A 23,806-nucleotide genomic window follows, 5' to 3' on the forward strand; every position below is an offset into this window, starting at 1 on the left:
GCGTGGCGGCAGGAGTGACGCAGGGACCGATCGATCCCGGGTTAAGCCTAGAGCACCGCGACAGAGTAGTCTGGGGCGGATGAGCACGCGAAGCCCTGGCGGCGACCTCCCGGTTCGCACAGTCGACCGTGTGCTCGCGTCGATGTCTCTCGGGCTGCTGGCGCTCTCGGTCATCTCGTTCTTCGCGATTCTCATCGGCTCCGCGTCGCACGCCGACTTCAGCGTGGGCCTGTGGCCCGCCGTCGGCATCATCGTCTATGTCGCCCCGATCCTCGCGTTCGCGATGTTGCTGACGGTGCTGATCATGACCTTCGTGCGAAGGGCCCGGGCGAACCGGAGCGAGTAATGGCGGGCGACGAGCGCACCCTCGCCACCTGGTTGGCATCGCTCGACGATGACGCCCTCGCCGAATTGCTTCGCCGCCGCGGCGTTTCGCCCGCGGCATCCTGGCGCGACTTCTTCGACGCAGCCGAAGCTCTGCTCGAGCCCTCCTCGATCGACCGGGCGCTGGCGCGACTCGACCGTGGCGAACTGGCTGCACTCGCCGCCGCGGGCACGGACGGTCTCACCCCTCCCACCGTGGTGGCCCAGGGGCTGGCGCGCCCGGGAGGCGCCGTCTACGCGCCGGTAGCCGAGCGGATCGCAGCGCTGAGAATTACCACCGACCCCGCCGATCCACCTGCCGACGCCGCCCCGGTACCTGCCGCAGCCACAGCCACAGTCACGGCCGGGGGCGCGCCCGCATCGGCGGCAGAGACCGCCAGCGCCGCCGAGCGGATCTTCACGGCATCCGCCTCGCTCGCCGATGTGCTGCTGGCCGCCCTGCACGTTCCGCTGACCCGCACCGGCGCGGGAGCGGTCAGCGCAGCCGACCGCAAGCGCCTCACGGAGTCTGGCGCGATCGGGGCACCCGAAGACCTCGACGACCTGATCGCCGCCGGCGAAGCCGCAGTGCTGCTCGCCCCGATCGGGCGGGAACTCGTCGTCACAACAGCGGGCGAACAGTGGCTTGACGGAGGCACCGTGGCGCGGTGGGTCACGATCGCCGAGGGCTATCGCCGTCGACTGCCGGCAGGCCTGCGCACGCCGCAGGGCGGATTGATCGATCCCGCGGGGTGGGCGGGTGCGTATCCCCTGAACACCGAGTGGCCCGCGCAGGCTGCATCCCTGCGACGGACCGCGCTGCGGTGGGGCATCCTCACCGCCGACGGAACCGTTCCGCCGTGGTCACGCGGGCTTGTCGAAGGAACCTCCCTCGACACGGATTCCCTGCGGGACGCCCTTCCCGCCGAGATCGACCGCATCTATCTGCAGGCGGATCTGACCGCCGTCGCCCCCGGCCCCTCGCCCCGCGGCTGGATCTGCGTCTGCGCAGGATCGCCCGGCGTGAGTCCCGCGCACAGGCATCGACCTACCGCTTCACCGCGGAGTCGATCGGAGCCGGACTCACCGACGGGGAAAGCGCCGAGACCATTCGCGACTTTCTGCGCGAGCTCTCACTCACCGGCATTCCTCAGCCCCTCGACTACGTGATCGACACGACAGCTGCCCGGCATGGATCGGTGACGGTGCGCTCCGACGCCGGGAACCCGAACACGGTCGTCGAGAGCAGCGATCCCCACCTGCTCGATCTCGTCGCTATCGATCAGGCCCTGCGCCCGGTCGGACTCGTCAGGCACGGTGACGTTCTCGTGAGCCGGGTCGGTCGCGATCATCTGTTCTGGGCGCTCGCCGACGCCCGCTATCCGGTCGTGGCGCTCGACGAGCACGGAGCTCCCGAGTCGCTCCGGCGCCGCACGGCCGCGGCACCGGCATCCGCGCAACCGGCAAGCGACGTCTACGCCCGCCTCATCGGCTCGCTGCGCACCTCGGGGGCGAGGGCGACGCCGCGTGGCTCGAGCGCGAACTCGAACAAGCCGTCCGCACGAAGTCGATCATCATGGTCACGGCGCAGATCAATCCCGCCGAGACGCGCACCTTCACGCTGGAGGCCACAGGGCTCGGCGGTGGACGACTGCGCGGCAGAGACCGGGGAGCCGACGTGGAGCGCACCCTCCCGATCTCCACCATCGTCAACGTCTCGACGACCTGACAGCCGTCCACACTGCCACCCCGCGGGTAGACTGGATCGCTATGGCTGACGGCCCCCTCATCGTGCAGAGCGACCGGACTGTGCTGCTGGAAGTGGCGCATCCGGATGCCGAATCCGCGCGCCACGAACTCGCGATCTTCGCCGAACTCGAGCGCGCCCCCGAGCACATCCACACGTACCGCATCACGCGGCTCGGTCTGTGGAACGCGCGGGCAGCCGGGCATACCGCTGAAGACATGCTCGACACTCTCGACCGGTGGACCCGCTTCCCGGTGCCGCCGTCGGTGTCGATCGACATCCGCGAGACTGTCGGCCGCTACGGCAGGCTCGTGATCGAACGCGACACCGTACCGGGGTCGAGGAGCCTGCGCTTGTGCTGCGCTCGACGGATGCCGCGGTGCTGGCCGAGGTCACGAAGAACAAGCGCATCCAGCCGCTGCTGGTGGGGCATCCGTCCCCCGACACCTACGTCATCGACGCCTGGGCGCGCGGACAGATCAAGCAAGAGCTCCTGAAGATCGGCTGGCCCGCCGAGGACTTCGCCGGCTACACGCCGGGCACGCCGCATCCCATCGATCTCGCCGAGCAGGACTGGCACCTGCGCCCGTACCAACGACAGGCGGTGGATGCGTTCACCGACGGCGGCTCGGGCGTTGTCGTGCTCCCCTGCGGCGCAGGAAAGACCCTCGTCGGGGCCGGGGCGATGGCCGATACGAAGACCACGACGCTGATCCTCGTCACCAACACCGTCAGTGCGCGGCAGTGGCGCGATGAGCTGCTCAAGCGCACGAGCCTCACGCCCGAGGAGATCGGCGAATACTCGGGGCAGGCCAAAGAGGTCAAGCCGGTCACGATCGCGACCTATCAGATCCTCACCGCCAAGCGGAAGGGTCAGTACGCGCACCTCGCGCTGCTCGATGCCCTCGACTGGGGGCTCATCGTCTATGACGAGGTCCACCTGCTGCCCGCTCCCGTTTTCAAGCTCACCGCCGACCTGCAGGCCCGGCGCCGCCTGGGGCTGACCGCGACGCTCGTGCGCGAAGACGGCCGGGAGGGCGATGTGTTCAGCCTCATCGGCCCCAAGCGGTTCGACGCACCGTGGAAAGAGATCGAGTCGCAGGGGTTCATCTCCCCCGCCGCCTGCTACGAAGTGCGCGTCGACCTGCCGGCCGGCGAGCGGCTCGAGTACGCCGCAGCAGCCGATGACGAACGGTACCGGCTGGCCGCGACGGCGCCCGTGAAGATCGGCGTCGTGAAAGACCTCGTCGCCCGACACGCCGGCGAACAGATCCTCGTGATCGGCCAGTACCTCGACCAGATCGACGAGATCGCCCAGGCGCTCGATGCCCCACAAATCACGGGAGCCACCCCGGTCGATGAGCGCGAGGAGCTGTACCAGGGCTTCCGAGAAGGTCAGATCCCGGTGCTCGTGGTGTCGAAGGTCGCGAACTTCTCGGTGGATCTGCCCGAAGCATCCGTCGCCATTCAGGTGTCGGGGTCCTTCGGGTCCCGGCAGGAGGAGGCACAGCGCCTCGGCCGGCTGCTGCGCCCCAAGCAGTCGGGCAACACGGCGAGCTTCTACACGCTCATCGCCCGCGACACGATCGATCAGGACTTCGCCCAGAACCGCCAGCGGTTCCTCGCTGAACAGGGCTACAGCTACACGATCCTGGATGCCGACAGACTCGCCGCGTAGGCCACCTCGCGCGGTCCACTGCAGCCTTTCGCATCCGTCCGCCTTCCGGAGGTAGGGGATCTCGCCGAGGTCGGCGGATGCCGCCCCGAAACGTCCTACGCTGCGGATTCTTCCTACGCTGGGGAGGGCGAGAACCGCCGATCCGCGCAATATCCAGCATCCACACCAGCGACATCACGATAATGGGGGCATGAGCGCACCCCGCATCCTCGTCGTCGACGACGAGCCGAACATCCGAGACCTGCTGATGACGAGCCTCAAGTTCGCCGGCTACCAGGTCAAGGCCGTCGCCAACGGCGCCCAGACGATCTCGGCAGTTCTCGAAGAGGAACCCGACCTCATCCTGCTCGATGTCATGCTGCCCGACATGAACGGATTCAGCGTCACCAAGCGCCTCCGCGGCGCCGGGTACACCGCTCCGATCCTGTTCCTGACAGCCAAGGACGAGACCGAAGACAAGATCACCGGCCTGAACGCGGGCGGTGACGACTACGTCACCAAGCCGTTCAGCCTCGACGAGATCGTCGCCCGCATCCAGGCGATTCTGCGCCGCACAATGCAGACCGACGAAGAGTCCGTCATCCGCGCCGGCGAGCTGACGATGGACCAGGACACGCACGATGTCTCGGTCGGGGATGTCTCGATCGACCTGAGCCCCACCGAGTTCAAGCTGCTGCGCTACCTCATGCTGAACCCGAACCGCGTGCTCTCGAAGTCGCAGATCCTCGACCACGTCTGGGAGTACGACTTCAACGGCGACGCCGGCATCGTCGAGAGCTACATCTCGTACCTGCGGCGCAAGATCGACCCGTACTCGTCGGAGCCGCTGATCCAGACCAAGCGCGGATTCGGCTACATGCTGAAGGCCGGCAAGTCGGCGTGAGGCATCCGCCGGAGTCGGCGTGAGCAGCGCGCCCGACAAGACCGACGCCGTCACCGGGTGGTGGCGCAGTCTCAGCCTGCGCGCCAAGGTGACCGGTGTCGCGGTGTCCATCCTCGCCCTCGGGCTGCTGGCGACGGGTATCGGGACGACGGTCTTCCTGCGCAGCCAGCTGCTGGCGAGCGTTGATACGCAGGTCTCCCAGCTCGCCGGCGCGGGCGTGAGCGCCCTGTTCGACATCGATCTTCTCGCCGATCCCGCCTTCGTCCCGAAAACCGAGACCGTCCCGACGGACTATTTCGTCGCGATCTACAACCAGGATGGCGACTTCGTCGCGAGCGCCGGTGGAGGGCGGCACAACAACGAGCCCGACTTCCCCGCCCAGTACCTGCCGACCCAGACCTCGGTAACCCAGCAACAGGAACCGTTCACGATCCCCGGGACCACCCCCGGAACAGAGTTCCGCGCGGCATCGGCCCTCATCGAGGTGAAGGGCACCACCGTGTTCTACACCCAGATGATCGCTGTTCCGCTGACCACGGTGACTCAAACGCTCGCCACCTACCTCGGCATCTACAGCATCCTCTCGGTGATCACGATCGTGCTCGGTGCTGTCGCGATCCGACTGCTGGTCACCCTCGCATTCCGCAGCCTCACCCAGGTCGAGAACACGGCCATGGAGATCGCTGCCGGCGACTTCGGCCAGCGTATGACCGACATCGCCCCCGCCACGGAGGTCGGCAGACTCAAGACGGCGATCAACGCGATGCTCGGTCGCATCGATGCCGCACTGGCCCAGCGCGACGCCACGGTGCGCCAGATGCGCCGGTTCGTCGGCGACGCGTCGCACGAACTGCGCACACCGCTGGTCACGGTGCGCGGCTACGCCGAGCTGTACCGGATGGGCGCCATCCGCACCGACGAGGACGTCGCCCAGTCGATGGAGCGGATCGAGAAGGAAGCCATGCGGATGGGCCTGCTCGTGGAGGATCTGCTCGCCCTTGCCCGGCTCGATGAGAAACGCGACATCGAGTTCGCTCCGATCGATCTGCGCCCCCTCGCTCGGGATGCCGCGCTCGATGTCCGAGCTGCCTCTCCGCAGCGACCGGTCGCTGTCATCGACACGACCATCGTCGAACCGACGGAGCCACCGGCGCCGCAGACGGAGACCGACACGCTCGAGACGCCGAAGCGCCCACGATCAGCGTTCAGTCTCGCGGGCTCCATCCTGCTGCGCCGCCGGCCCCGGGACGCTCGCGGCATCGCGCCGACCACCGAACAGATCGTCATCGCGCCGCTGGATCTCGGCCCCTCCTCGTCTGCCCCCGTGGCGCTCCCGCCGATCGTGCTGGGCGAAGAGAACCGCATCCGCCAGGTGATCACGAACCTCATCGGAAACGCGCGCCGCTTCACCGCCGAGGACTCCCCCATCGACCTGCGTGTCGGGGTGGATGCGGCGGCCCAATCCGGCTGGATCGAGATCGTGGACCACGGCGAAGGCATCCCTGATCAGATCAAAGACAAGATCTTCCAGCGGTTCTGGCGCGCAGACACCTCGCGCACGCGAGAGACCGGCGGATCGGGACTCGGACTGTCGATCGTCGCGTCGATCGTGGAATCCCTGCACGGCTCTGTTCGCGTGATGGACACCCCGGGCGGGGGTGCCACCTTCCGCGTCGGCTTCCCCCTGGCCTGCCACCTCGACCCGGCCGATCACGCCTTCCTCGAGACACAGCCGCTGGAGCGGCTCCCCGCCGATCTGCGGAGCGACCCGCAGGACTGAGTCGCCCGAAACTCCCGGTCTCTCCTCCCCAGGGCGGCATCGGCGCTCGCCCGTGCGCAGTGGGCGCCGATCCCCGATTGCGAGAGGGAGTCGCCCCCGTAGCGTGTCAGCGACAGTCACGACATCGGGAGGTTTCCTTGGCCATCTATTCCGTAGACAGCGATGCAGTTCTGGCCGCAACTGCCGGTGTGCGGGCTACCGCCGACCGCGTCCGCGCCGAGACGCACGCGATGCTCGCACAGCTCACGGGTCTGCAATCGCAGTGGACCGGCGCGGCATCCGTTGCCTTCTCCGGCGTGATCGACCAGTGGCGCGCAGCCAACGTCCAGGTCGAAGAGGCACTCAGTGCGATCGGCGTCGCCCTCGAGACGGCCGGCCACCAGTATGCCGAGGCCGAGCAGATGACCCTCGGCCTGTTCCGCTGAGCGGTCGGAGCGAATCATGGGGATGCTCTGAGCGCGAGTTGCTTGACCCTCACACGGTGTCATCCGTCACGATGAAGGCATGGCCGAGACCTCGACACTCATGACGATCGGTCGGTTCAGCTCGCTGACCCGACTGTCGGTCCGGATGCTCCGTCACTACGACACCCACGGCGTGCTCGTTCCCGCCGTGGTCGATGCCGCAACGGGATACCGGCGCTACGCCCCCCATCAGTTGGTGGACGCCGCCGCTGTCCGGAACCTCCGCGACGTCGGTTTCGGCGTCTCCGCCATCGGCGCCCTCCTCGACGCTCGCGGAACCCCGGCCTGGACCCGCGCTCTGCAGTTGCAGCACGCGGAGTTGCAGCACGAGGTCCGTCAGGCGCAGGAACGAGTGTCGCTCATCACCCGCCTTCTCGAACACGGAGACACCCTCATGACCATCACCGTTACGCACACCACCCTGCCCGCCATGACCGTCGCAACCCTCCGCGGCACGGTCCCGACCTATTCCGACGAGGGACGCCTCTGGGCGCAATTGATGCCAATCCTGGCCGAGCGCTCGATCAACCCGATCGGTCCCTGCGGCGTGATCGAACACGACGACCAGTACGTCGAGTCGGATGTCGACCTGTCGATCTTCGTCCCGGTTGTACCCGGCACCCAGATCGATTCGCCGGTCGAGGTCATCGACCTGCCCGCTCGCGACTGCCTCGTCGCGCGGGTGAACGGCCCCTACGATCAGATCAGCCAGGCTCACGACCTCATCAACGCCCGGCTGGCGGCGGACGGGCTGAGCCCCCGGTCCGACGGCACGATCGCCGCGCACGCGTTCAACCGTTACCTGAGTACGCCCGATGAGGTCGCCGAGGCGGACCTCGTGACTGATGTGTGCCTGCCGCTAGCCTGACGGCCCCCCGCGAACAAGAATGGCCCCCTCCCGGAAGGAGGGGGCCATTCTCGTTATGACTCGGCGTGACTTAGAAGTCCATGCCACCCGACGGGTCGGCGGGCATGGCCGGGGTCTTCTCGGGCTTTTCCGCGACGACAGCTTCGGTCGTGAGGAACAGACCCGCGATCGATGCCGCGTTCTGCAGCGCGGAGCGCGTCACCTTCGCCGGGTCGATGATGCCCTGAGCGAAGAGGTCGCCGTACTCGCCGGTCGCGGCGTTGAGGCCGTGACCCGCGGGAAGCTCGGAGACCTTGTTCGCGACGACGCCCGGCTCCAGACCCGCGTTCAGCGCGATCTGCTTGAGCGGAGCCTCGATGGCGACCTTGACGATGTTCGCGCCGGTTGCCTCGTCACCGGTGAGCTCGAGCGACGCGAACGCCTTCGTGCCAGCCTGGATGAGTGCGACACCACCACCGGGGACGATGCCCTCTTCGACGGCAGCCTTCGCGTTGCGAACGGCGTCCTCGATGCGGTGCTTGCGCTCCTTGAGCTCGACCTCGGTCGCAGCGCCTGCCTTGATGACAGCGACGCCACCGGCGAGCTTCGCGAGGCGCTCCTGCAGCTTCTCACGGTCATAGTCGCTGTCGGTGTTGTCGATCTCGCGACGGATCTGGGTCACGCGACCCTCGATGAGCGCGGCGTCGCCGGCTCCCTCGACGATCGTGGTCTCGTCCTTCGTGATGATGACCTTGCGAGCACGGCCGAGCAGGTCAAGCGTCGCGTTCTCGAGCTTGAGGCCCACCTCTTCGGTGATGACCTGGCCGCCGGTGAGGATCGCGATGTCCTGCAGCTGAGCCTTGCGACGGTCACCGAAGCCCGGAGCCTTGACGGCAGCCGACTTGAAGATGCCGCGGATCTTGTTGAGCACGAGAGTCGCGAGCGCCTCGCCCTCGACGTCCTCAGCAATGATCAGGAGCTCCTTGCCGTCCTGGATCACCTTGTCGACGATCGGCAGCAGGTCCTTGATGTTCGAGATCTTCTGGTTCGCGATCAGGATGTAGGGGTCTTCGAAGACCGCTTCCTGGCGCTCCGGGTCGGTCACGAAGTAGGGGTTGAGGTAGCCCTTGTCGAAGCGCATACCCTCGGTCAGCTCGAGCTCGGTGCCGAACGTGTTCGACTCCTCGACCGTGACGACGCCCTCCTTGCCGACCTTGTCGATGGCCTCGGCGATCAGAGCGCCGATCTCGGGGTCAGCGGCGGAGATCGACGCGGTAGCGGCGATCTGCTCCTTGGACTCGACTTCCTTCGCACCGGCGAGCAGCTCGTCGGTGACTGCCTTGACGGCCTTCTCGATGCCCTTCTTGAGCGAGATCGGGTCGGCGCCGGCCGCGACGTTGCGCAGGCCCTCGCGCACGAGCGCCTGAGCGAGAACGGTCGCGGTCGTGGTGCCGTCACCGGCGACGTCGTCGGTCTTCTTAGCGACTTCCTTGACGAGTTCCGCGCCGATCTTCTCGTACGGGTCCTCGAGCTCGATCTCCTTGGCGATCGAAACGCCGTCGTTCGTGATTGTGGGGGCGCCCCACTTCTTTTCGAGCACGACGTTGCGGCCGCGGGGGCCGAGCGTCACCTTGACGGCGTCGGCGAGGGTGTTCAGGCCGCGCTCAAGGCCGCGACGGGCCTCTTCGTCGAAAGCGATCATCTTTGCCATGTGTGTCGTCCCTCCCGGACGGAGCTGGTCTTAGCACTCACCGATCTGGAGTGCTAACTCATTCTGGCACTCGTGCATGGGGAGTGCAAGCCGCGCTCGGCGAAGACGACGAAGAGACGGATGCCGAGGCATCCGTCTCTTCCGAAACCTGTCCCGCGGGGCGGTCAGACCACGCGCACGGACTCCGCCTGGGGACCCTTCTGGCCCGACCCGACGGTGAATTCGACCTTCTGGCCCTCTTCGAGAACACGGAATCCGGTCATGTCGATGTTCGAGTAGTGGACGAACACGTCTTGACCGTCATCGACGGTGATGAAGCCGTACCCCTTCTCGGCGTTGAACCACTTCACGGTGCCTTGGGCCATGCGTACTCCTGATGCTGATGGGACACCGTCATCGTATTCATCAGGATCGACCGAATATGGCCCCCGCACGAAGTATTGACACGCGCGTCTTCACCTTGTTACGGCCCGGAAACACGCGGGCCGCGCGGATCAGCTGGTCGGCTCCGGGGTGGGCGCGCCGGCAGCCGTGCGGTCGAGGCCGATGACGATCGTGAGCTGCTTCGTAGCACCTTCGTCGATCTCGGTCGCGGGGTCGTCGGTCGGCTGGTAGATGTCGCTCTGCTGCACGGCGGCCCCGCCGATCACGTTCGCAAGTCCCAACGCCGCGGCGAGGTCCGCGTCCGTCGCGTAGTAGACGGTCGTCTCGGGGAAGTCTTCGGTTCCAGCCTGCCCCGCCAGCACCGAGTCAGGGCCCCATCCGGCGGCGATGAGCTGGTCCTTCATTTGCGTGGCAAGCCCCGTCTCGGGGGTCGCGTTGAGGATCAAAACCGAGTACGACGTGTCGACGACCGGGTCGACGGTCACGGTCGGGGTCGGCTCGGGAGTCGGTTCGGGAAAGAGCACGATGCGGCCCGAGACAACGAACGTTGCGAAGATCCCGACCGCGATGAGGATGACGGTGGCCAGCGCCGCCCAGAAGAAGACGACACCGCCGCGCATGTGGGGCTGTTCGGCGCGGTGGGCACCGACGCGCCCGACGTCCTCGGGCAGGTCGTCGAATCGATCGCGCGGGAACTCGGACTTCGGCATCAGACGATCGTACCGATGCCGCCCAAGGAAACCGTGCGGGGACGGGCGGCGGAGTCTCCGTTCGCCGAACCCGCGCGGCCCACGCCCCGACCGCGCTCACGCAGCCGCCGTAGTCGCCCCATCAGGAGCGGGTCGTACGCTTGCGCGTCGACCGAGTCCAGCATCCGCACCAGCAGCTGGTAGTAGCGGGCCGGTGACATGCCCAGCGTCTGGCGGATCTCTTCCTCTTTGGCCCATCCGCGCAGCCGACACGACGACTCGAAGTCGAGGATCGCGCGCTCACGCTCATTCAGGGGCACGCTGCGAGATTATCGGCGAGCAGCGACATCGTGAGCACGCCACTCCACCCACGCCCCGAGTGGATCGACGACCGCGAGCGCTTGCTCATCCATCCCCAGCGCGAAGCCGGGCCAGGTCGCCGCATCCGCACCCCAGCGATCGTGGAGTCCGGGCGGATCGATGGAGACCCACCGGGTTCCGGGTCGTGCGGAGCGCAGCGCATCGATCTGGGTGAACAGCCGCGTGCGTCCGGCACGAGCGATGTGCGGCAGCACGCCGGGCGTGGTCACGACCAGTGTCGCCCCGCGAGGCGCTTCGGCCGCGACAGCCCCGAGAAGCCCGTCGTCGGTCGCATCGCCGGCGACGAGGGTCGGTGGATCCTCGCGCACGATGTCGAGGGCCGCGGTGATCCGCTCGAGGCGCCCCTGCTCGCCCGGCCAGACGAGCGCGGTCAGGAAGCGCCTGTCGGCGGCGGATGCCGCATCCAGCGGCGCGAGGTCGATGCCTCGGCGCCACACGACCTCGGGCAGCTGGAGGTCGGGCAGTCCCTGGGCGCGGCTGTGAAGGATGACCGGCGAGGGGCCGCGGGCAGGGTCCAGGGCCGGACCACCCTCATACCGGTAGGAGTAGCGGTCGGGATAGAGGCACAGCCCCGCGCTCACGCCGATCTCCAGGAGCGCGATCGGTCCGTCGATGAGGCTCAGGGCGGGCAGGAGCGCTGCGCACCGCAACGGTTCGTTGGTCTGCAACCCCCGCGCCATGCACTCGGCGACGACCTCGTCGCTGTTTTCGGCCAGCCACTGCGACCACTCCGCGAAACTCCCCTCGGCTGCGCCCAGCATCCTCGTCACCGCGAACACGAGCGGCGGTTGCCGGCGCTCGGCGGGAATACGGGCCAGGAGGCGCTGGGTATCGGGATCGGCCGCAACACCCGCGGCCCAGGCGGCGTAGAGCTCCGAGCGACCCGGCGCTTCCTGCGTCGCGAAGCGGTCGTACCGCTCGGCGACGCGGCTCGCCTCGGCATCCGGGGAGGTCACCATGACCCCATTGTGAAGCAGTGCTACCGCGGTCGTGCGGCTCACCCCCGGTCGTAACGGCGCACGCCGCCAGCGACACGCCGGCTGCGGATGCCCCGGGCCGGGGTGTCGCGCGAAGGCTGCGCCGTTGCAACCGCGGCGGGCGCGCCGACGGTGACGACGATATGCGTCGCGTGATGGAACAGTCCGGGGCGGGTTCGTGTTGACTTGTGGCGAGGAGGAACAATGTCCTATCCCACCAAGAAGTCCGAGTCCGAGTGGCGCGCAGAACTCAGCGCCGACCAGTATGCCGTGCTGCGCGAAGCAGCGACGGAGCGTCCGTGGACCGGTGAGTTGCTCGACGAGAGCCGCGCCGGCTTCTACACCTGCGCCGCCTGCGGCAACGAGTTGTTCAAGAGCGGCACGAAGTTCGATTCGCACTGCGGATGGCCGAGCTTCTACGAGTCTGTTCGCCCCGAGGCTGTCGAGCTCATCGAGGACCGTACCCACGGCATGGTGCGGACCGAGGTGCGGTGCGCGCAGTGCGGCTCCCACCTCGGACACGTCTTTCCCGACGGGTTCGGGACACCGACGGGCGACCGCTACTGCATGAACTCGATCGCGCTGAGCTTCACACCCGAAGAGTCCTGACCCGCCCCATCCTCACGCGCGCGCTCCCGGGCGCGTACGGGGCCACGGCACGACGACGATGGCCACGGATGCCACAGCGATGAGCGCGACCAGCACTTCGTGCGCGAGCCCAGGACTGGCGGGGGCCGGCCAGACCGCATCCAGAACGAGGGCCGTCGCGAGCTGTCCGACGACAGACCCGAGCACCAGCAGGAGTACGCCGGTCCGGCGCACGAGGGCGGCCGACAACAGGATGTAGCCGACCCCGAGCACGCCACCGGTGTAGGGCCACGGATCGCTCGGCCAGCTCTCGGGCATTCCCACGATCGCGACGTGAACGGCGGCGATCAGCACAAGCGCGATCGCCCCCCGAGGAAGTTGACCGCGGTTGCCGCGATCGCCGAGCCCGTCGCGCCGCGGAGGCGGCCGTTGGTGGCCTGCTGCCAGGCAACACCACCCCCGCGAGAAGCGGCAGGAGCAGCATCCACCACGGCACGCCGGTGAGATTCCCACCTGTCACCGAGATGGCCACGGCCACCAGCGCGACGGCGCCTCCGACCACGCGTCGGATCGTCACCGGCACCACGCCTGACGGTCCGTAGCCGATCCGATCGATCACGATGCCGAAGACAATCTGGCCCGCGACGAATCCGACGGTGAACAGCGACACACCGATGATGCCGGCGGTGATGCTCTGACTCGAGACCGTGAACGCTCCCGCGAGGCCACCGGCCAGCATCCACCACCGGATGCCGCCACCGCGGAGGCCCTGGCGGAGTGCGCGGAGTCCGCGCCGCCCAGCGGGGGTGAGGGCGGCGATCACGGCGATGAGCACGAGGCCTGACCCGAAAGAGAACGCCGCGGCAAGAGTGCTGTCGTCGATGCGGTGACCGAGTTGTCCGTTGGCGCGCACCTGCAGTGCGGTCAGCGCGCCCACCGTGGCAGTACCGATGAGCCCGAGGGCCGTCGCTGCTCTGCCAGAGGTCACCGTTTCATTCTGCCCGTAGTCGGGAAGCTGCCCGATAGATGGAGCCGACGACGGGACGTGACCCCGTAACCGCCCGATGACAACGTCAGGTCGGCATCCAATTACGGCACCTATGGGGTGTTCTGGAGCCGACGACGGGACGTGAACCCGTAACCGCCCGATGACAACGTCAGGTCGGCATCCAATTACGGCACCTATGGGGTGTTCTGGAGCCGACGACGGGACTTGAACCCGTAACCGCCCGATTACAAGTCGGGTGCGCTACCAATTGCGCCACGTCGGCAGAGCCCCCAGTCTATCGGGGCGCCGAGGTGCTCCCGGCGTCAGGGAGTGGGCGTCGGTGTGGGGCTGGGGGTCTGGTAGTACGCGTCGGAGTCGATCGTCAGCACGAACTGGGCGAACTCCTTCGGGTTGTCGAGTGCGCCCACGTAGACGGAGCCGTTGACCAGGACCAGGGGCGTGCCGGTGAGCTGCACGCCGTCAGTCTCGGGGATATCTTCCACCGCCCGCTCCGTGGCCTTTTTGGCCCACGAGAGGAAGTCGCCGTTTTCGATGCAGGCCCGCACGACCTTGGGGTTCGAGACCCCGGATGCCTGCGCGATATCGGCCAGTTCGGTGTCGGAGTACCCGTCGGCGTCGACATCCGGCTGCTGGTTCAGCAGCGCGTTGTTGAAGGCGAAGAACGCATCGGAGGCGTGCGTGGCGACACAGGCGGATGCCGCTGCAGCACGCAGCGAGTACTTCGTGCCGTTGGACTTGGCCGTGAGCATCGCGACCGGGTAGTACGTGAGGCTGACCGCACCCTCGTCGACCCAGGTCGACAGCTGCGGCGCGTTGGCGAGCTGGAACTCAGCGGAGCCGGTGGAGAGGTAGTCGACGTAGACCCGGATCTCGATCTCGGGAGCATCCGTCGGCGCCGGCGTCGGATCGGCGGTCGCCGTCGGCGTGGTTCCGGCCTCGGTGGAGGTGCTGTCGTTGACACCCTCCTGCGCGATGACGACACCATCGACATCTGTCACAGCAAAACCGTCGGCCTTGGCCGCGGCGGGGGTCAGCGCCTGCGTTGAGGTCGTCGAGATGACCGCCCACGTGACGCACACAGCGACAACACCGACGACGGCGACGATTCCCACGCCGATGATCCCGGCACGGATGCGACGCGCGCGCGTCTGCTTCGCGTGAACTTTCTGCGCCTTCTCGCGGACCGCTTCGCGGCGGTCGCGCGCCTCGGGCGCCGCGGGCTGCTCGCCGCTGGGCGTCTGATCGCTCGACATGAAACCTCTTCACAAACCAGGGGGTCGGGCTGTACCCGACAGGGGGCCGTAGCGTCGGCCGGGCATACCGCTCAGGTAACGGCCACCGCCCACGATGGTAGCCAGAGAGCCTGGGAAAAGCCCAGACATGGCGCTATCGCGGATGTGACTTTCGCCGGAAGCGGGCGTCGTTCGACGCGCACGGCTACTCGTCGGCTTCCTCCTGCTTGCCGCGCATCACCAGCAGCGGGTCGGGAGTGCCCACGACCTCGAGGTCTTTGCCGTCGTAGTCGAACTGCCCGAGGAAGAACTTCATGGCGTTGACACGAGCGCGCTTCTTGTCGTTGGAGCGGACGATCGTCCACGGCGCGTACTTCTTGTCGGTGCGACGGAACATCTCTTCTTTCGCGACCGTGTACTCAGCCCACTTGTTCAGCGACGCGATGTCCATCGGCGAGAGCTTCCAGCGCCGCACCGGGTCGAGCTGACGAAGCGCAAACCGCGTGCGCTGTTCGGTGCGCGAGACCGAGAACCAGAACTTCGTCAGATGGATGCCGGACTCGACCAGCATCCGTTCGAACGACGGCGTCTGCTCCATGAAGGTTTCGTATTCGTCATCCGAGCAGAACCCCATGACCCGCTCGACGCCGGCACGGTTGTACCAGGAGCGGTCGAACATGACGATCTCACCCGCGGTCGGGAAGTGTTGGATGTAGCGCTGGTAGTACCACTGGCCCTGTTCGCGATCGCTGGGCTTGGCAAGCGCCACGACACGCGCCGACCGGGGGTTGAGGTGCTCGGTGAAGCGCTTGATCGTGCCGCCCTTACCGGCGGCGTCCCGACCTTCGAACAGGATGATGGCGCGGCCACCGGTGTCTTCGAGCCAGTACTGGAACTTCAGCAGCTCCACCTGCAGCCGGTACTTCTCGAGCTCATACTCATCGCGGCCCATCCGGTCGTCGTAGGGGTACCCCTCTTGCCAGGTGTAGACGGGGTTGCCCTCGGGATCGATGAGATCAGGATCCGGCGTGTGTCCATCGCGCACGGTGTAGCCGTTTTCGCGCAGGTACTCGATATAGGTCCGCATGTCTCCGTTCGGCACGTTCTCGAGCATGACAACCTCCACCGGCGCGGTCTGGATCGTGTACGCCGTGTTCGCATTCTCACCTACCGGCGTTCTTCGCACGAGACCTGACGCCACGGCAGCATGAACATCCGATGACGATCGAGTCTGCCCTCCCCCGGATGCAGCGTGCGAGGCTGGAGCCATGAGAATTGTGGTGACCGGCTCGACCGGAAAGCTCGGCAGTGTCGTCGTTCGTGAGCTGAGCGCAGCGGGGCACGAGGTGATCGGATTCGACATCGCCGGCCGTCCGCAGCCCGGCTTCCTACAGGTGGATCTCACCGACTACGGGCAGGTGATCGACGCCCTGGCAGGCCTCGGCGACCGAAACGACCGCGGGCTGGATGCCGTCGTCCACCTGGCGGCGATCCCGGCTCCCGGCATCCGCTCCGAGGTCGCCGTCTTCCACAACAACATGGCGGCGACGTTCAACGTGTTCTGGGCGAGCGTGAGGCTCGGCATCCGGCGCCTCGTCTACGCCTCCAGCGAGACGGTGCTGGGTCTGCCCTTCGACGTTCCGCCGCCCTACGTCCCGGTCGACGAGGAATACGCGCCGCGCCCCGAGAGCGTCTACTCCCTGGTCAAGACGATGGAGGAGAGGATGGCGCACGAGCTCGTGCGGTGGCATCCCGATCTGTCGATCACGGCGCTGCGGTTCTCGAACGTCATGGTGCCCGAGGACTACGCAGCTTTCCCCGGCTTCGACGAGGATGCGCGAGCCCGCAAGTGGAATCTGTGGGGCTACATCGACGCCCGTGACGGCGCTCAGGCCGTGGAGCGCGCGCTGCAGGTCGCTCCCCTCGGCTTCGAGCCTTACATCATCGCCGCGGCCGACACGGTGATGTCCCGGCCCAGCGCCGACCTGCTCGCGGAGGTGTTCCCCGACGTTGCGGTCACGCGCGAGGTGGAGCCGAACGAGACTCTCCTCTCGATCGAGAAGGCCACGCGGATGCTGGGCTATGCCCCCCAGCACTCGTGGCGCGATCACGCCTAACCCGGCGCCGCTCCGACGCGCTGCATCCTCCCAGGTGGGGGTGGCATACTGAAAGGTGCGCCCGATGACGGGCGTGCGGGCCAAGCCCCCGCTCATCCTCACAACGGATCGTCCGGCACGTACCTGCCGGTGAAGGAGAAGAAGAAATGGCGTCCGTCACCTTTGACAACGCAACCCGCCTCTACCCGGGCGGAACCCGTCCCGCTGTCGACAAGCTGAACCTCGAAGTGGGCGACGGTGAGTTCCTCGTCCTGGTCGGCCCCTCCGGCTGCGGAAAGTCCACCTCGCTGCGTATGCTCGCCGGCCTCGAAGAGGTCAACTCGGGCCACATCCGTATCGGCGATCGCGACGTCACCGACGTCCCGCCGAAGGATCGCGACATCGCGATGGTGTTCCAGAACTACGCCCTGTACCCGCACATGACCGTTGCCGAGAACATGGGCTTCGCCCTGAAGATCGCCGGTGTCAACAAGGATGAGCGCGCATCGCGCGTTCTCGAGGCCGCCAAGCTTCTCGACCTCGAGCCCTACCTCGACCGCAAGCCCAAGGCTCTCTCGGGTGGTCAGCGTCAGCGTGTCGCGATGGGTCGCGCCATCGTGCGTCAGCCGCAGGTGTTCCTCATGGACGAGCCGCTCTCGAACCTCGACGCCAAGCTGCGTGTGCAGACCCGTACCCAGATCGCTTCGCTTCAGCGGCGCCTGGGCGTCACGACCGTCTACGTCACGCACGACCAGACCGAGGCGCTGACGATGGGTGACCGCATCGCGGTGCTCAAGGACGGCATCCTGCAGCAGGTGGGCACCCCCCGCGACCTGTACGAGTCCCCGAAGAACATCTTCGTCGCCGGCTTCATCGGCTCCCCCGCCATGAACTTGTTCACCGTCGACACCGTTGAAGGCGGCGTGAACTTCGGTACGCACCTCGTTCCGGTCGAGCGCGCCGAACTGTCCAAGGCCAGCGGTACCGACGTCACCATCGGTGTGCGGCCCGAAGACATCGAGGTCGCCCCCGCCGACGGAAAGGGTCTCTCGGTCGTCGTGGATCTCGTCGAGGAGCTTGGCGCGGACGGTTACCTGTACGGTCACGCCGACATCAAGGGCAAGCGCACGGATGTCGTTGCGCGCGTCGACGGCCGCAACCACCCGAACGCGGGCGAGACCGTCGTGCTGGCTCCGCTGCTGGACCACGTGCACCTGTTCGACGTCGAGTCGGGCGAGCGTCTCTCGGAGAAGGCCGTCGCCTCGGCTGCCTGATCCTCTGTTCGTGACGGCGCGGATGTCTTGGACGTCCGCGCCGTCACGCGCGTAAGCCCCCGGATGCGGAGAAACGGATGTCGTCCACCCAACTCTCGATCACCGCGAGCACCGTCGACCCTGGGCTGCTGACCCTGCCGTGGTCGGTGCCGCTGGTCGAATGGCCCTCGGAGGCGATCGTCTCCCTCCCCAAGGGCATCTCGCGCCACACGGTGCGATTCGCGAGTCTGTCGGGTCGGGTCATCGCCGTGAAAGAGACGACGGAAGAGATGGCGCGGCGCGAGTACGACATGCTCGGCAACCTCGATCGACTGGACGCGCCGTGTGTCGAGCGGGTGGCCGTGATCGCCGGACGCCGGGATGCCGAGGGTGAGCCGCTTCCCGCCGCCCTCGTCACCGCGCACCTGAAGTTCTCGCTGCCCTACCGGGCACTGTTCACCCAGGTACTGCGCCCCACGACCGCGACGCGCCTGGTCGATGCTCTCGCGGTGCTGCTGGTCCGCCTGCACAACGTCGGGTTCTTCTGGGGCGACGTCTCGCTGTCGAACACGTTGTTCCGTCGGGACGCGGGAGCGTTCGCCGCCTACCTCGTGGACGCCGAGACCGGAGAGCTGCACGAGAGCGGGCTGACCCCGGGCCAGCGCGAGCACGACCTCGACGTGGCTCGCACCAACATCGCTGGAGAGATCATGGATCTCGAAGCCGGCGGCCGCCTGGAGGGGGGTGTGGATGCCGTCGAGATCGCCGACGGCATCATGAGCGCCTACCGATCGCTGTGGCGTGAACTCACCGAGATCGAGACCTTCGAGGCGCGAGAAGCCTGGCGCATCACCGAGCGCGTCGAACGCCTCAATGAACTCGGCTTCGACATCGGGGAGATGTCGATGCAGACCACCGGCGACGGAACGCGCGTGTCGATCCAGCCCAAGGTCGTGGATGCCGGGCACCACCAGCGGCGCCTCATCCGCCTGACCGGGCTCGATGTCGAAGAGAACCAAGCGCGGCGGCTGTTGAACGACCTCGACGAATTTCAGGCGCGCGGCTCGCGCGCGGGAGACGACGAGGAAATGGGCGCGCACGAGTGGCTCACCCGCGTGTTCGAGCCGGTCATCCGCGCCATCCCCTTCGACCTGCGCTCCAAGCTCGAACCCGCCGAGGTGTACCACCAGTTCCTCGAGCACCGGTGGTACATGTCACAGGCCCGGGGCCAGTCGGTTCCCGTCGCCGAAGCCGTCACGAGCTACATCGACGACGTGCTGCGATTCCGTCGCGACGAGGCGACGGTCATGGGACCGCCGACCGACACACTCGCGATCCCGATCGTGACCGATGCCGTCCCGCTCCCGCGCAACCCCTCGACGGGACCGACGGACTGGCGCGACCTCGTCTGAGCGGCGCGGGGATCAGTACCCGACGGTGAAGCGCTGCCGCACGTGCTGCGGGTTCTCGATCTCGTCGAGCACAGCGACGGCAAGGTCGGCACCCGAAATGTACGACTCGCCCTCGGCATCCGTCACGATGACGTCACCGCCCGTGCGGTAGGTACCGGTACGCTCACCCGGGTTCCAGGCACCGAACCCGCCGGCGGGGTGGACGAAGAACCAGTCGCGTCCCGAGGTGTCAGCCTGCAGGTCGTCGAGAACGCCGATCGCCTCCTGCGCTTCGGGCTTGAACTCATCGGGGAATCCGCTGTCGATCACGCGCGGACCGCCGGGCGCGACGAGGCTCCCGCCCGCGCCCCCGATGATGCCGATGCGCACATCGCCGGCAAGCACCGACAGGAGCTGGTCGATCGCGGGGCGGACCTTGCCGAGCATGTCTCCGCGACCAGGGATCGTCGAGACGATCACATCGACGCCCTCCAGCTCGGCGACGAGGCCGGGAACGTCCAGGATGCTTCCCTCGATGTAGGTGGCGCCGTGGACGCGCTCCGTCGGAACCGAGCGGGCCACGGACACCACGGTGTGGCCGCGCTCGACAGCCTCCTTCACGATGTGCGAGCCGGCGTAGCCGGTACCTCCGAGTACGGCAATGCGTGCCATGGTGATCCTTCCTCGATGCGTGCAGAGCGGGCCGTGCGCCGAACAAGGCGCGGCAACCGCTCTTCTATCTTGGTGCGCCGCGAGACCGCCCGGGTGAGCGGCACCCTAGATCAGGATGGTCACCGGGTTCTCGATCTTGCCCTGAAACGCTGCCAGCCACTGCGCGGCCAGCGCGCCATCGAGCACGCGATGATCGGCCGACAGTGTCACCGTCATCATGGTCGCGACCTCGATCGACCCGTCTGCACCCACAACCGGCTGCTTCTGGGCGGCACCGACAGCGAGAATCCCCGCGTGGGGCGGGTTGAGGATCGCCGAGAACTCGGTGGTTCCATACATCCCGAGGTTCGACACCGAGAAGGACCCGCCCTCGAGTTCCCGCTGTTTGATCCGCCCCGCGCGTGCCCGCTCGGCAAGGTCACGGATCGTCGCACTGAGGTCACCCAGCGCCATCCGCTCGACACCGCGGACGACGGGGGTGAGCAGTCCGCCGTCGACGGAGACCGCCACCGCGATGTCCACCGATGAGAACCGCCGCGTTGCGTCATCGGTCCAAATGGCGTTCGCGTCGGGAACGTCGCGCAGCGCGGCACCGACGGCTTTGACGACGAGGTCGTTGACCGACACCTTCACCGCGTCGCTCGCGTTGATCTGGCGCCGCAGCTCCAGCAGAGCATCGACCCGGCAGTGGGCGACGAGGTAGAAGTGCGGCACCGTCGCCTTGCTCTCGGTGAGTCGGCGAGCGATCGCACGACGCATGCCGGTGTGCGGGATGTCGGTGTACGCCGGATCGCCGCCGGTCGCACCGGCGGTCGGTTCGGGCGCGGCCGGGGTCGGCTGCAGGTTCTCAATGTCCCGCCGCACGATCCGCCCGTTGGGCCCGGTGCCGACGATGCTCGTCAGGTCAAGGTCACGCTCCCGCGCAAGCCGCCGGACGAGCGGTGTCGCAAAGATCCTCGCCGTCGGGGTTTCGTCGTCATCTCCGGCGGCAGTCGGCGCACTAACCTCGGGGTCCCCGGATGCCTGCGCCGTCGGAACGGCGCTCGATGCTGCTTCCCGCGGCTGGTCATCCGATGCGGGCGAGTCAGCGGGCGCGGCGCCAGGAGCGGGGGCACCTGCTGCAGCGATCGCTTCGTCGGCGGACTCGCCGGGCGCGCCCAGGACGGCAATCGTGGACCCGACGGCCGTTGCTTCTCCCTCGCTGACCAGGAGAGCAGCGACCACCCCCGAGTCCTCGGCCTCGTACTCGACGACAGCCTTCTCGGTCTCGATCTCGGCGATGGGTTGCCCGGCGACGACCTCGTCGCCGACGGCAACCAACCAGGACTGGATCGCTGCCACGCCCGTGCCTGCGGCGATCTCGGGCATGCGGATGACCGTGGCCATCATCGACCTCCCCAGGCAGCGCGCACCCGTTCCAGGCCGGCGACGACCTCTTCGGTCCGCGCGATCGCCGCGCGCTCGAGCACCTTCGAGATACTCGGGCTGGCTTCGCCTCCCGTGACGCGTTCGACGGGCTGATCGAGCCAGTCGAACAGGCGGCGCTGGATCTCATCGGCGAGCCAGCCGCCATATGAGGTGCCGCGTGCGCCCTGCTCGACGATGAGGACAGCATTGGTCTTTCGCACGCTCGCCTCGATGGTCGTCCAATCCAGGGATGCGCGATCGAGCCAGCGGAGATCGATGACCTCCGCATCGATGCCGGTCTGCTCGACAGCATCCAGGGTGTGTCCGACCATCGACAGGTAGCTCAGGATCGTGACCTCCGAGCCCTCGCGTCGCACTGCCGCATGCCCCGGAGGAAGGATGCCGTCGAGCTCGCCCTCGGGGACGGTCGAGGTGGTGTTGTACAGGTCGACGTGCTCGATGACCAGCACCGGGTCGTCCAGGGCGAGGGCTGCGTTCATCAACCCCACGTAGTCGGCGGCCGTCGATGGCGCGACAATCCGCCATCCGGGGGCTGTCGCGAACAGACCCGCGGGGTCCATGAGGTGCTGCGATCCGTAGCCGGATCCCATGGCCACCTTCGTCCGCAGCACGAGCGGCACGGGATTGTCGCCGCCGAACATGTGCCTGGCCTTCCCGACCTGGTTGAACACCTGGTCGGCGGCTACCCACATGAAGTCCGGATACATGAACTCGACGACCGGCCGGAACCGCCCGTCCAGAGCCAGCCCGCCGGCAAGCCCGAAGAACCCGTTCTCGCTGATGGGCGTGCCCACGACCCGGTCGGGGAAGCGATCGGCCAAACCCTTGGTCGCGCCGTTCGTGCCGCCCTTCAGCCGGTGGACGTCCTCGCCGAGCACCACGATGCGCTCATCGGTCTCCATCCGGCGCGCCATCACCTCGGCGACGGCATCCACGAACGTGATCTCCCGCGTTGCGGGTGCGTCCAGAACGGCGAGCGTCGCGAGTTCGCTGGCATCACCCCGGATGCCGACATCGGCGAAGCTCGGGTCGGGCCAGAGCTGCGGGCGGATGCGGCGACGACCCTCGCGATCGGGGTCGGCCTCGACCAGCTCCGCGACCGCCGACTCCATGGCTGCCTGCGCGCGGCGCCGCAGTTCGGCAACGTCGTCTTCGGTGATGAGGTTGAGCTTCTGCATCTCGGCGGCGACCCGCGTCAGCGGATCACGATCACGCCAGGATGCCTCCTCCTGCTTGGTGCGGTATCCGAACGCGCTCCCCGGGTAAGGGCCGTTCTGGTGGAAGTACCGGTAGACCTCGGCCTCGATGATGGCGGCGCCCTCACCCGCACGCATCCGTTCGGCAGCCTCGGTCATCGCGAGGTGGACCGCGAGCGGGTCCATCCCGTCGACCCGCCATCCCGGGATGGAAAAGCCCTGGCCGCGGACGGAGAGCCGCGTGTCCGCGGTGATCTCGTCCACGTGCGTGGACACGGCGTACATGTTGTTCTCGATGAAGAAACAGACGGGCAATCGCCACGCGGAACCGAGATTCATCGATTCCAGCACCGAGCCGATCTGGCTCGCGCCATCACCGAAATAGTTGACGGTGAGGTCGGTCGTGCCCGCGTGCTTCTGTGCCCACGCGTTCCCGGTCGCCATCGGCGCGCCACCGCCGACGATCGCGTTGGTTCCGAGCGCCCCCGCCTCGAACCACTGCAGGTGCATCGACCCCCCGCGTCCGCGGCAATACCCCTGGGCAAGGCCCAGAATCTCTGCGAGGGTCCGCTGCAAGACAGTCTGGATCTCCGGCGCGACGGGATCGCGCGGATCGATGGCGCCCCCGGAGACATGCGTCAGGGCCTTCGCGAGGAACTGGTGGTGGCCCCGGTGTGAGCCGTTGACGGCATCCGTCGAGCGCAGGCCGACGATCGACCCGACCGCGCCGCCCTCCTGACCGATGCTGGAGTGCGCAGGTCCGTGCACGAGGCCTTCGGCTGCCAACGCCAGCACCGTCTCTTCGAAGGCCCGAATGAGATGGAGCTCGGAGAGCATCGTTCCCAGCAGCGCCGGATCGGCAGCCTTCCAGTCGGCGGCGGTCGTCGTCAGCTGAACCCAATCGGTGCCGGTTTCCAGTCGTCGGCGTCGCGGCATTTCGCCCATCCTCGCGTCGTTGCGTGCTCAGACCCTGTGTCTGCTGAGACTGTACGGGTGATTGCATCCAATCTCAAGCCCATTCCCCGCCATTCGCGACC

22 protein-coding genes, 1 tRNA gene and 3 pseudogenes are annotated in these 23,806 nt (G+C 67.5%); 12 read left to right on the forward strand and 14 right to left on the reverse strand.

The annotated features are described in order from the left end of the window. Nucleotides 1–79: 79 nt before the first annotated feature. Nucleotides 80–346 (forward strand): multidrug ABC transporter ATPase, encoded by a 267-nt coding sequence (locus IT882_RS11805; protein ID WP_195692018.1) that lies wholly within the window; start codon nucleotides 80–82, stop codon nucleotides 344–346. Between the two features lie 877 nt (nucleotides 347–1,223). After that, nucleotides 1,224–1,616: pseudogene (locus IT882_RS16600) on the forward strand (helicase-associated domain-containing protein); the annotation flags it as partial. Here the strand turns inward: IT882_RS16600 and IT882_RS16605 are convergent. Next, a complete protein-coding gene (locus tag IT882_RS16605) occupies nucleotides 1,497–1,769 on the reverse strand; it encodes a hypothetical protein (protein ID WP_229382449.1) in 273 nt (90 codons plus the stop codon). The pseudogene IT882_RS16600 and the gene IT882_RS16605 overlap by 120 nt on opposite strands. Before the next feature lie 170 nt (nucleotides 1,770–1,939). Here IT882_RS16605 and IT882_RS16610 point away from each other — a divergent pair, with 170 nt between their 5' ends. The 6 genes and pseudogenes from IT882_RS16610 to IT882_RS11835 all read left to right on the forward strand — a co-directional run bounded on the left by IT882_RS16610 (nucleotide 1,940) and on the right by IT882_RS11835 (nucleotide 7,783). Next, on the forward strand, nucleotides 1,940–2,092 hold the full coding sequence (locus IT882_RS16610) for a hypothetical protein (RefSeq protein WP_229382450.1): 153 nt from the start codon (nucleotides 1,940–1,942) through the stop codon (nucleotides 2,090–2,092). A 41-nt stretch (nucleotides 2,093–2,133) separates the two neighbouring features. Then, nucleotides 2,134–3,788, forward strand: a pseudogene (locus IT882_RS11815) (DNA repair helicase XPB). Nucleotides 3,789–3,978: 190 nt separating this feature from the next. Further along, on the forward strand, nucleotides 3,979–4,671 hold the full coding sequence (locus tag IT882_RS11820; protein WP_195692019.1) for a response regulator transcription factor: 693 nt from the start codon (nucleotides 3,979–3,981) through the stop codon (nucleotides 4,669–4,671). A 19-nt stretch (nucleotides 4,672–4,690) separates the two neighbouring features. Further along, complete coding sequence (locus tag IT882_RS11825; RefSeq protein ID WP_229382095.1) at nucleotides 4,691–6,451, forward strand: sensor histidine kinase; 1,761 nt, start codon at nucleotides 4,691–4,693, stop codon at nucleotides 6,449–6,451. A gap of 137 nt (nucleotides 6,452–6,588) precedes the next feature. Then, the gene (locus IT882_RS11830) at nucleotides 6,589–6,876 is read left to right on the forward strand and encodes a WXG100 family type VII secretion target (RefSeq protein ID WP_195692020.1); all 288 of its coding nucleotides are present in this window, start codon (nucleotides 6,589–6,591) and stop codon (nucleotides 6,874–6,876) included. 79 nt (nucleotides 6,877–6,955) lie between these two features. After that, the gene (locus tag IT882_RS11835; protein WP_195692021.1) at nucleotides 6,956–7,783 is read left to right on the forward strand and encodes a MerR family transcriptional regulator; all 828 of its coding nucleotides are present in this window, start codon (nucleotides 6,956–6,958) and stop codon (nucleotides 7,781–7,783) included. Between the two features lie 70 nt (nucleotides 7,784–7,853). Here IT882_RS11835 and groL read toward each other — a convergent pair whose 3' ends face one another. From groL to IT882_RS11860, 5 genes are all read right to left on the reverse strand, one after another. Beyond that, nucleotides 7,854–9,473, reverse strand: coding sequence for a chaperonin GroEL (gene groL, locus IT882_RS11840; RefSeq protein WP_195692022.1), 1,620 nt, complete (start codon nucleotides 9,471–9,473; stop codon nucleotides 7,854–7,856). Between the two features lie 164 nt (nucleotides 9,474–9,637). Next, nucleotides 9,638–9,838, reverse strand: coding sequence for a cold-shock protein (locus tag IT882_RS11845; protein WP_195692023.1), 201 nt, complete (start codon nucleotides 9,836–9,838; stop codon nucleotides 9,638–9,640). Between the two features lie 129 nt (nucleotides 9,839–9,967). After that, the gene (locus tag IT882_RS11850; RefSeq protein WP_195692024.1) at nucleotides 9,968–10,567 is read right to left on the reverse strand and encodes a LytR C-terminal domain-containing protein; all 600 of its coding nucleotides are present in this window, start codon (nucleotides 10,565–10,567) and stop codon (nucleotides 9,968–9,970) included. Beyond that, on the reverse strand, nucleotides 10,567–10,866 hold the full coding sequence (locus IT882_RS11855; RefSeq protein WP_195692025.1) for a DUF3263 domain-containing protein: 300 nt from the start codon (nucleotides 10,864–10,866) through the stop codon (nucleotides 10,567–10,569). Before IT882_RS11855 ends, IT882_RS11850 begins: the two co-directional genes overlap by 1 nt. 9 nt (nucleotides 10,867–10,875) lie before the next feature. Further along, nucleotides 10,876–11,886 (reverse strand): DUF2332 domain-containing protein, encoded by a 1,011-nt coding sequence (locus IT882_RS11860; RefSeq protein ID WP_195692026.1) that lies wholly within the window; start codon nucleotides 11,884–11,886, stop codon nucleotides 10,876–10,878. A gap of 222 nt (nucleotides 11,887–12,108) precedes the next feature. On the opposite strand from IT882_RS11860, the gene msrB reads away from it, so the two are divergent. Further along, nucleotides 12,109–12,513: a peptide-methionine (R)-S-oxide reductase MsrB gene (gene msrB, locus IT882_RS11865; protein WP_195692027.1), complete on the forward strand. Its 405-nt coding sequence runs from the start codon at nucleotides 12,109–12,111 to the stop codon at nucleotides 12,511–12,513. Nucleotides 12,514–12,525: 12 nt separating this feature from the next. On the opposite strand, the gene IT882_RS16615 is transcribed toward msrB, so the two are convergent. The 5 genes and pseudogenes from IT882_RS16615 to ppk2 all read right to left on the reverse strand — a co-directional run bounded on the left by IT882_RS16615 (nucleotide 12,526) and on the right by ppk2 (nucleotide 15,847). Next, nucleotides 12,526–12,846, reverse strand: coding sequence for a DMT family transporter (locus IT882_RS16615; RefSeq protein ID WP_229382096.1), 321 nt, complete (start codon nucleotides 12,844–12,846; stop codon nucleotides 12,526–12,528). A 232-nt stretch (nucleotides 12,847–13,078) separates the two neighbouring features. Continuing rightward, nucleotides 13,079–13,480: pseudogene (locus tag IT882_RS16620) on the reverse strand (DMT family transporter); the annotation flags it as partial. A gap of 207 nt (nucleotides 13,481–13,687) precedes the next feature. Further along, nucleotides 13,688–13,763: transfer RNA gene (locus IT882_RS11875), tRNA-Thr, on the reverse strand. Between the two features lie 40 nt (nucleotides 13,764–13,803). Next, nucleotides 13,804–14,754, reverse strand: coding sequence for a DsbA family protein (locus IT882_RS11880; RefSeq protein WP_195692028.1), 951 nt, complete (start codon nucleotides 14,752–14,754; stop codon nucleotides 13,804–13,806). A 184-nt stretch (nucleotides 14,755–14,938) separates the two neighbouring features. Next, nucleotides 14,939–15,847: a polyphosphate kinase 2 gene (gene ppk2 / locus IT882_RS11885; protein WP_195692029.1), complete on the reverse strand. Its 909-nt coding sequence runs from the start codon at nucleotides 15,845–15,847 to the stop codon at nucleotides 14,939–14,941. A 154-nt stretch (nucleotides 15,848–16,001) separates the two neighbouring features. Between ppk2 and IT882_RS11890 the strand changes: the two genes are divergently transcribed. The 3 genes from IT882_RS11890 to IT882_RS11900 all read left to right on the forward strand — a co-directional run bounded on the left by IT882_RS11890 (nucleotide 16,002) and on the right by IT882_RS11900 (nucleotide 19,494). Next, nucleotides 16,002–16,850: an NAD-dependent epimerase/dehydratase family protein gene (locus IT882_RS11890; RefSeq protein WP_195692030.1), complete on the forward strand. Its 849-nt coding sequence runs from the start codon at nucleotides 16,002–16,004 to the stop codon at nucleotides 16,848–16,850. 146 nt (nucleotides 16,851–16,996) lie between these two features. Then, the gene (locus IT882_RS11895) at nucleotides 16,997–18,103 is read left to right on the forward strand and encodes an ABC transporter ATP-binding protein (RefSeq protein ID WP_195692031.1); all 1,107 of its coding nucleotides are present in this window, start codon (nucleotides 16,997–16,999) and stop codon (nucleotides 18,101–18,103) included. 77 nt (nucleotides 18,104–18,180) lie between these two features. Beyond that, complete coding sequence (locus IT882_RS11900) at nucleotides 18,181–19,494, forward strand: DUF4032 domain-containing protein (RefSeq protein ID WP_195692032.1); 1,314 nt, start codon at nucleotides 18,181–18,183, stop codon at nucleotides 19,492–19,494. A 12-nt stretch (nucleotides 19,495–19,506) separates the two neighbouring features. Here IT882_RS11900 and IT882_RS11905 read toward each other — a convergent pair whose 3' ends face one another. The 3 genes from IT882_RS11905 to IT882_RS11915 all read right to left on the reverse strand — a co-directional run bounded on the left by IT882_RS11905 (nucleotide 19,507) and on the right by IT882_RS11915 (nucleotide 23,705). Then, entirely contained in the window at nucleotides 19,507–20,145 is a 639-nt protein-coding gene (locus tag IT882_RS11905) for an NAD(P)-dependent oxidoreductase (RefSeq protein WP_195692033.1), read from the reverse strand. 105 nt (nucleotides 20,146–20,250) lie between these two features. Next, nucleotides 20,251–21,534: a dihydrolipoamide acetyltransferase family protein gene (locus IT882_RS11910; protein ID WP_229382097.1), complete on the reverse strand. Its 1,284-nt coding sequence runs from the start codon at nucleotides 21,532–21,534 to the stop codon at nucleotides 20,251–20,253. Beyond that, the gene (locus IT882_RS11915; RefSeq protein WP_195692034.1) at nucleotides 21,531–23,705 is read right to left on the reverse strand and encodes an alpha-ketoacid dehydrogenase subunit alpha/beta; all 2,175 of its coding nucleotides are present in this window, start codon (nucleotides 23,703–23,705) and stop codon (nucleotides 21,531–21,533) included. The genes IT882_RS11910 and IT882_RS11915 overlap by 4 nt, the downstream gene beginning before the upstream one ends. Nucleotides 23,706–23,806 lie beyond the last annotated feature (101 nt).

This window comes from Microbacterium schleiferi (assembly GCF_015565955.1).
Classification (GTDB): Bacteria; Actinomycetota; Actinomycetes; order Actinomycetales; family Microbacteriaceae; genus Microbacterium; species Microbacterium schleiferi_A.

Coding starts and splice junctions, on each gene's coding strand:
- IT882_RS11805 (WP_195692018.1), top strand. CDS start 80: ATGAGCACGCGAAGCCCTGGCGGCGACCTCCCGGTTCGCACAGTCGAC.
- IT882_RS16610 (WP_229382450.1), top strand. CDS start 1,940: ATGGTCACGGCGCAGATCAATCCCGCCGAGACGCGCACCTTCACGCTG.
- IT882_RS11820 (WP_195692019.1), top strand. CDS start 3,979: ATGAGCGCACCCCGCATCCTCGTCGTCGACGACGAGCCGAACATCCGA.
- IT882_RS11835 (WP_195692021.1), top strand. CDS start 6,956: ATGGCCGAGACCTCGACACTCATGACGATCGGTCGGTTCAGCTCGCTG.
- groL (WP_195692022.1), bottom strand. CDS start 9,473: ATGGCAAAGATGATCGCTTTCGACGAAGAGGCCCGTCGCGGCCTTGAG.
- IT882_RS11845 (WP_195692023.1), bottom strand. CDS start 9,838: ATGGCCCAAGGCACCGTGAAGTGGTTCAACGCCGAGAAGGGGTACGGC.
- IT882_RS11850 (WP_195692024.1), bottom strand. CDS start 10,567: ATGCCGAAGTCCGAGTTCCCGCGCGATCGATTCGACGACCTGCCCGAG.
- IT882_RS11860 (WP_195692026.1), bottom strand. CDS start 11,886: ATGGTGACCTCCCCGGATGCCGAGGCGAGCCGCGTCGCCGAGCGGTAC.
- msrB (WP_195692027.1), top strand. CDS start 12,109: ATGTCCTATCCCACCAAGAAGTCCGAGTCCGAGTGGCGCGCAGAACTC.
- IT882_RS11880 (WP_195692028.1), bottom strand. CDS start 14,754: ATGTCGAGCGATCAGACGCCCAGCGGCGAGCAGCCCGCGGCGCCCGAG.
- ppk2 (WP_195692029.1), bottom strand. CDS start 15,847: ATGCTCGAGAACGTGCCGAACGGAGACATGCGGACCTATATCGAGTAC.
- IT882_RS11890 (WP_195692030.1), top strand. CDS start 16,002: ATGAGAATTGTGGTGACCGGCTCGACCGGAAAGCTCGGCAGTGTCGTC.
- IT882_RS11895 (WP_195692031.1), top strand. CDS start 16,997: ATGGCGTCCGTCACCTTTGACAACGCAACCCGCCTCTACCCGGGCGGA.
- IT882_RS11900 (WP_195692032.1), top strand. CDS start 18,181: ATGTCGTCCACCCAACTCTCGATCACCGCGAGCACCGTCGACCCTGGG.
- IT882_RS11905 (WP_195692033.1), bottom strand. CDS start 20,145: ATGGCACGCATTGCCGTACTCGGAGGTACCGGCTACGCCGGCTCGCAC.
- IT882_RS11910 (WP_229382097.1), bottom strand. CDS start 21,534: ATGATGGCCACGGTCATCCGCATGCCCGAGATCGCCGCAGGCACGGGC.
- IT882_RS11915 (WP_195692034.1), bottom strand. CDS start 23,705: ATGCCGCGACGCCGACGACTGGAAACCGGCACCGATTGGGTTCAGCTG.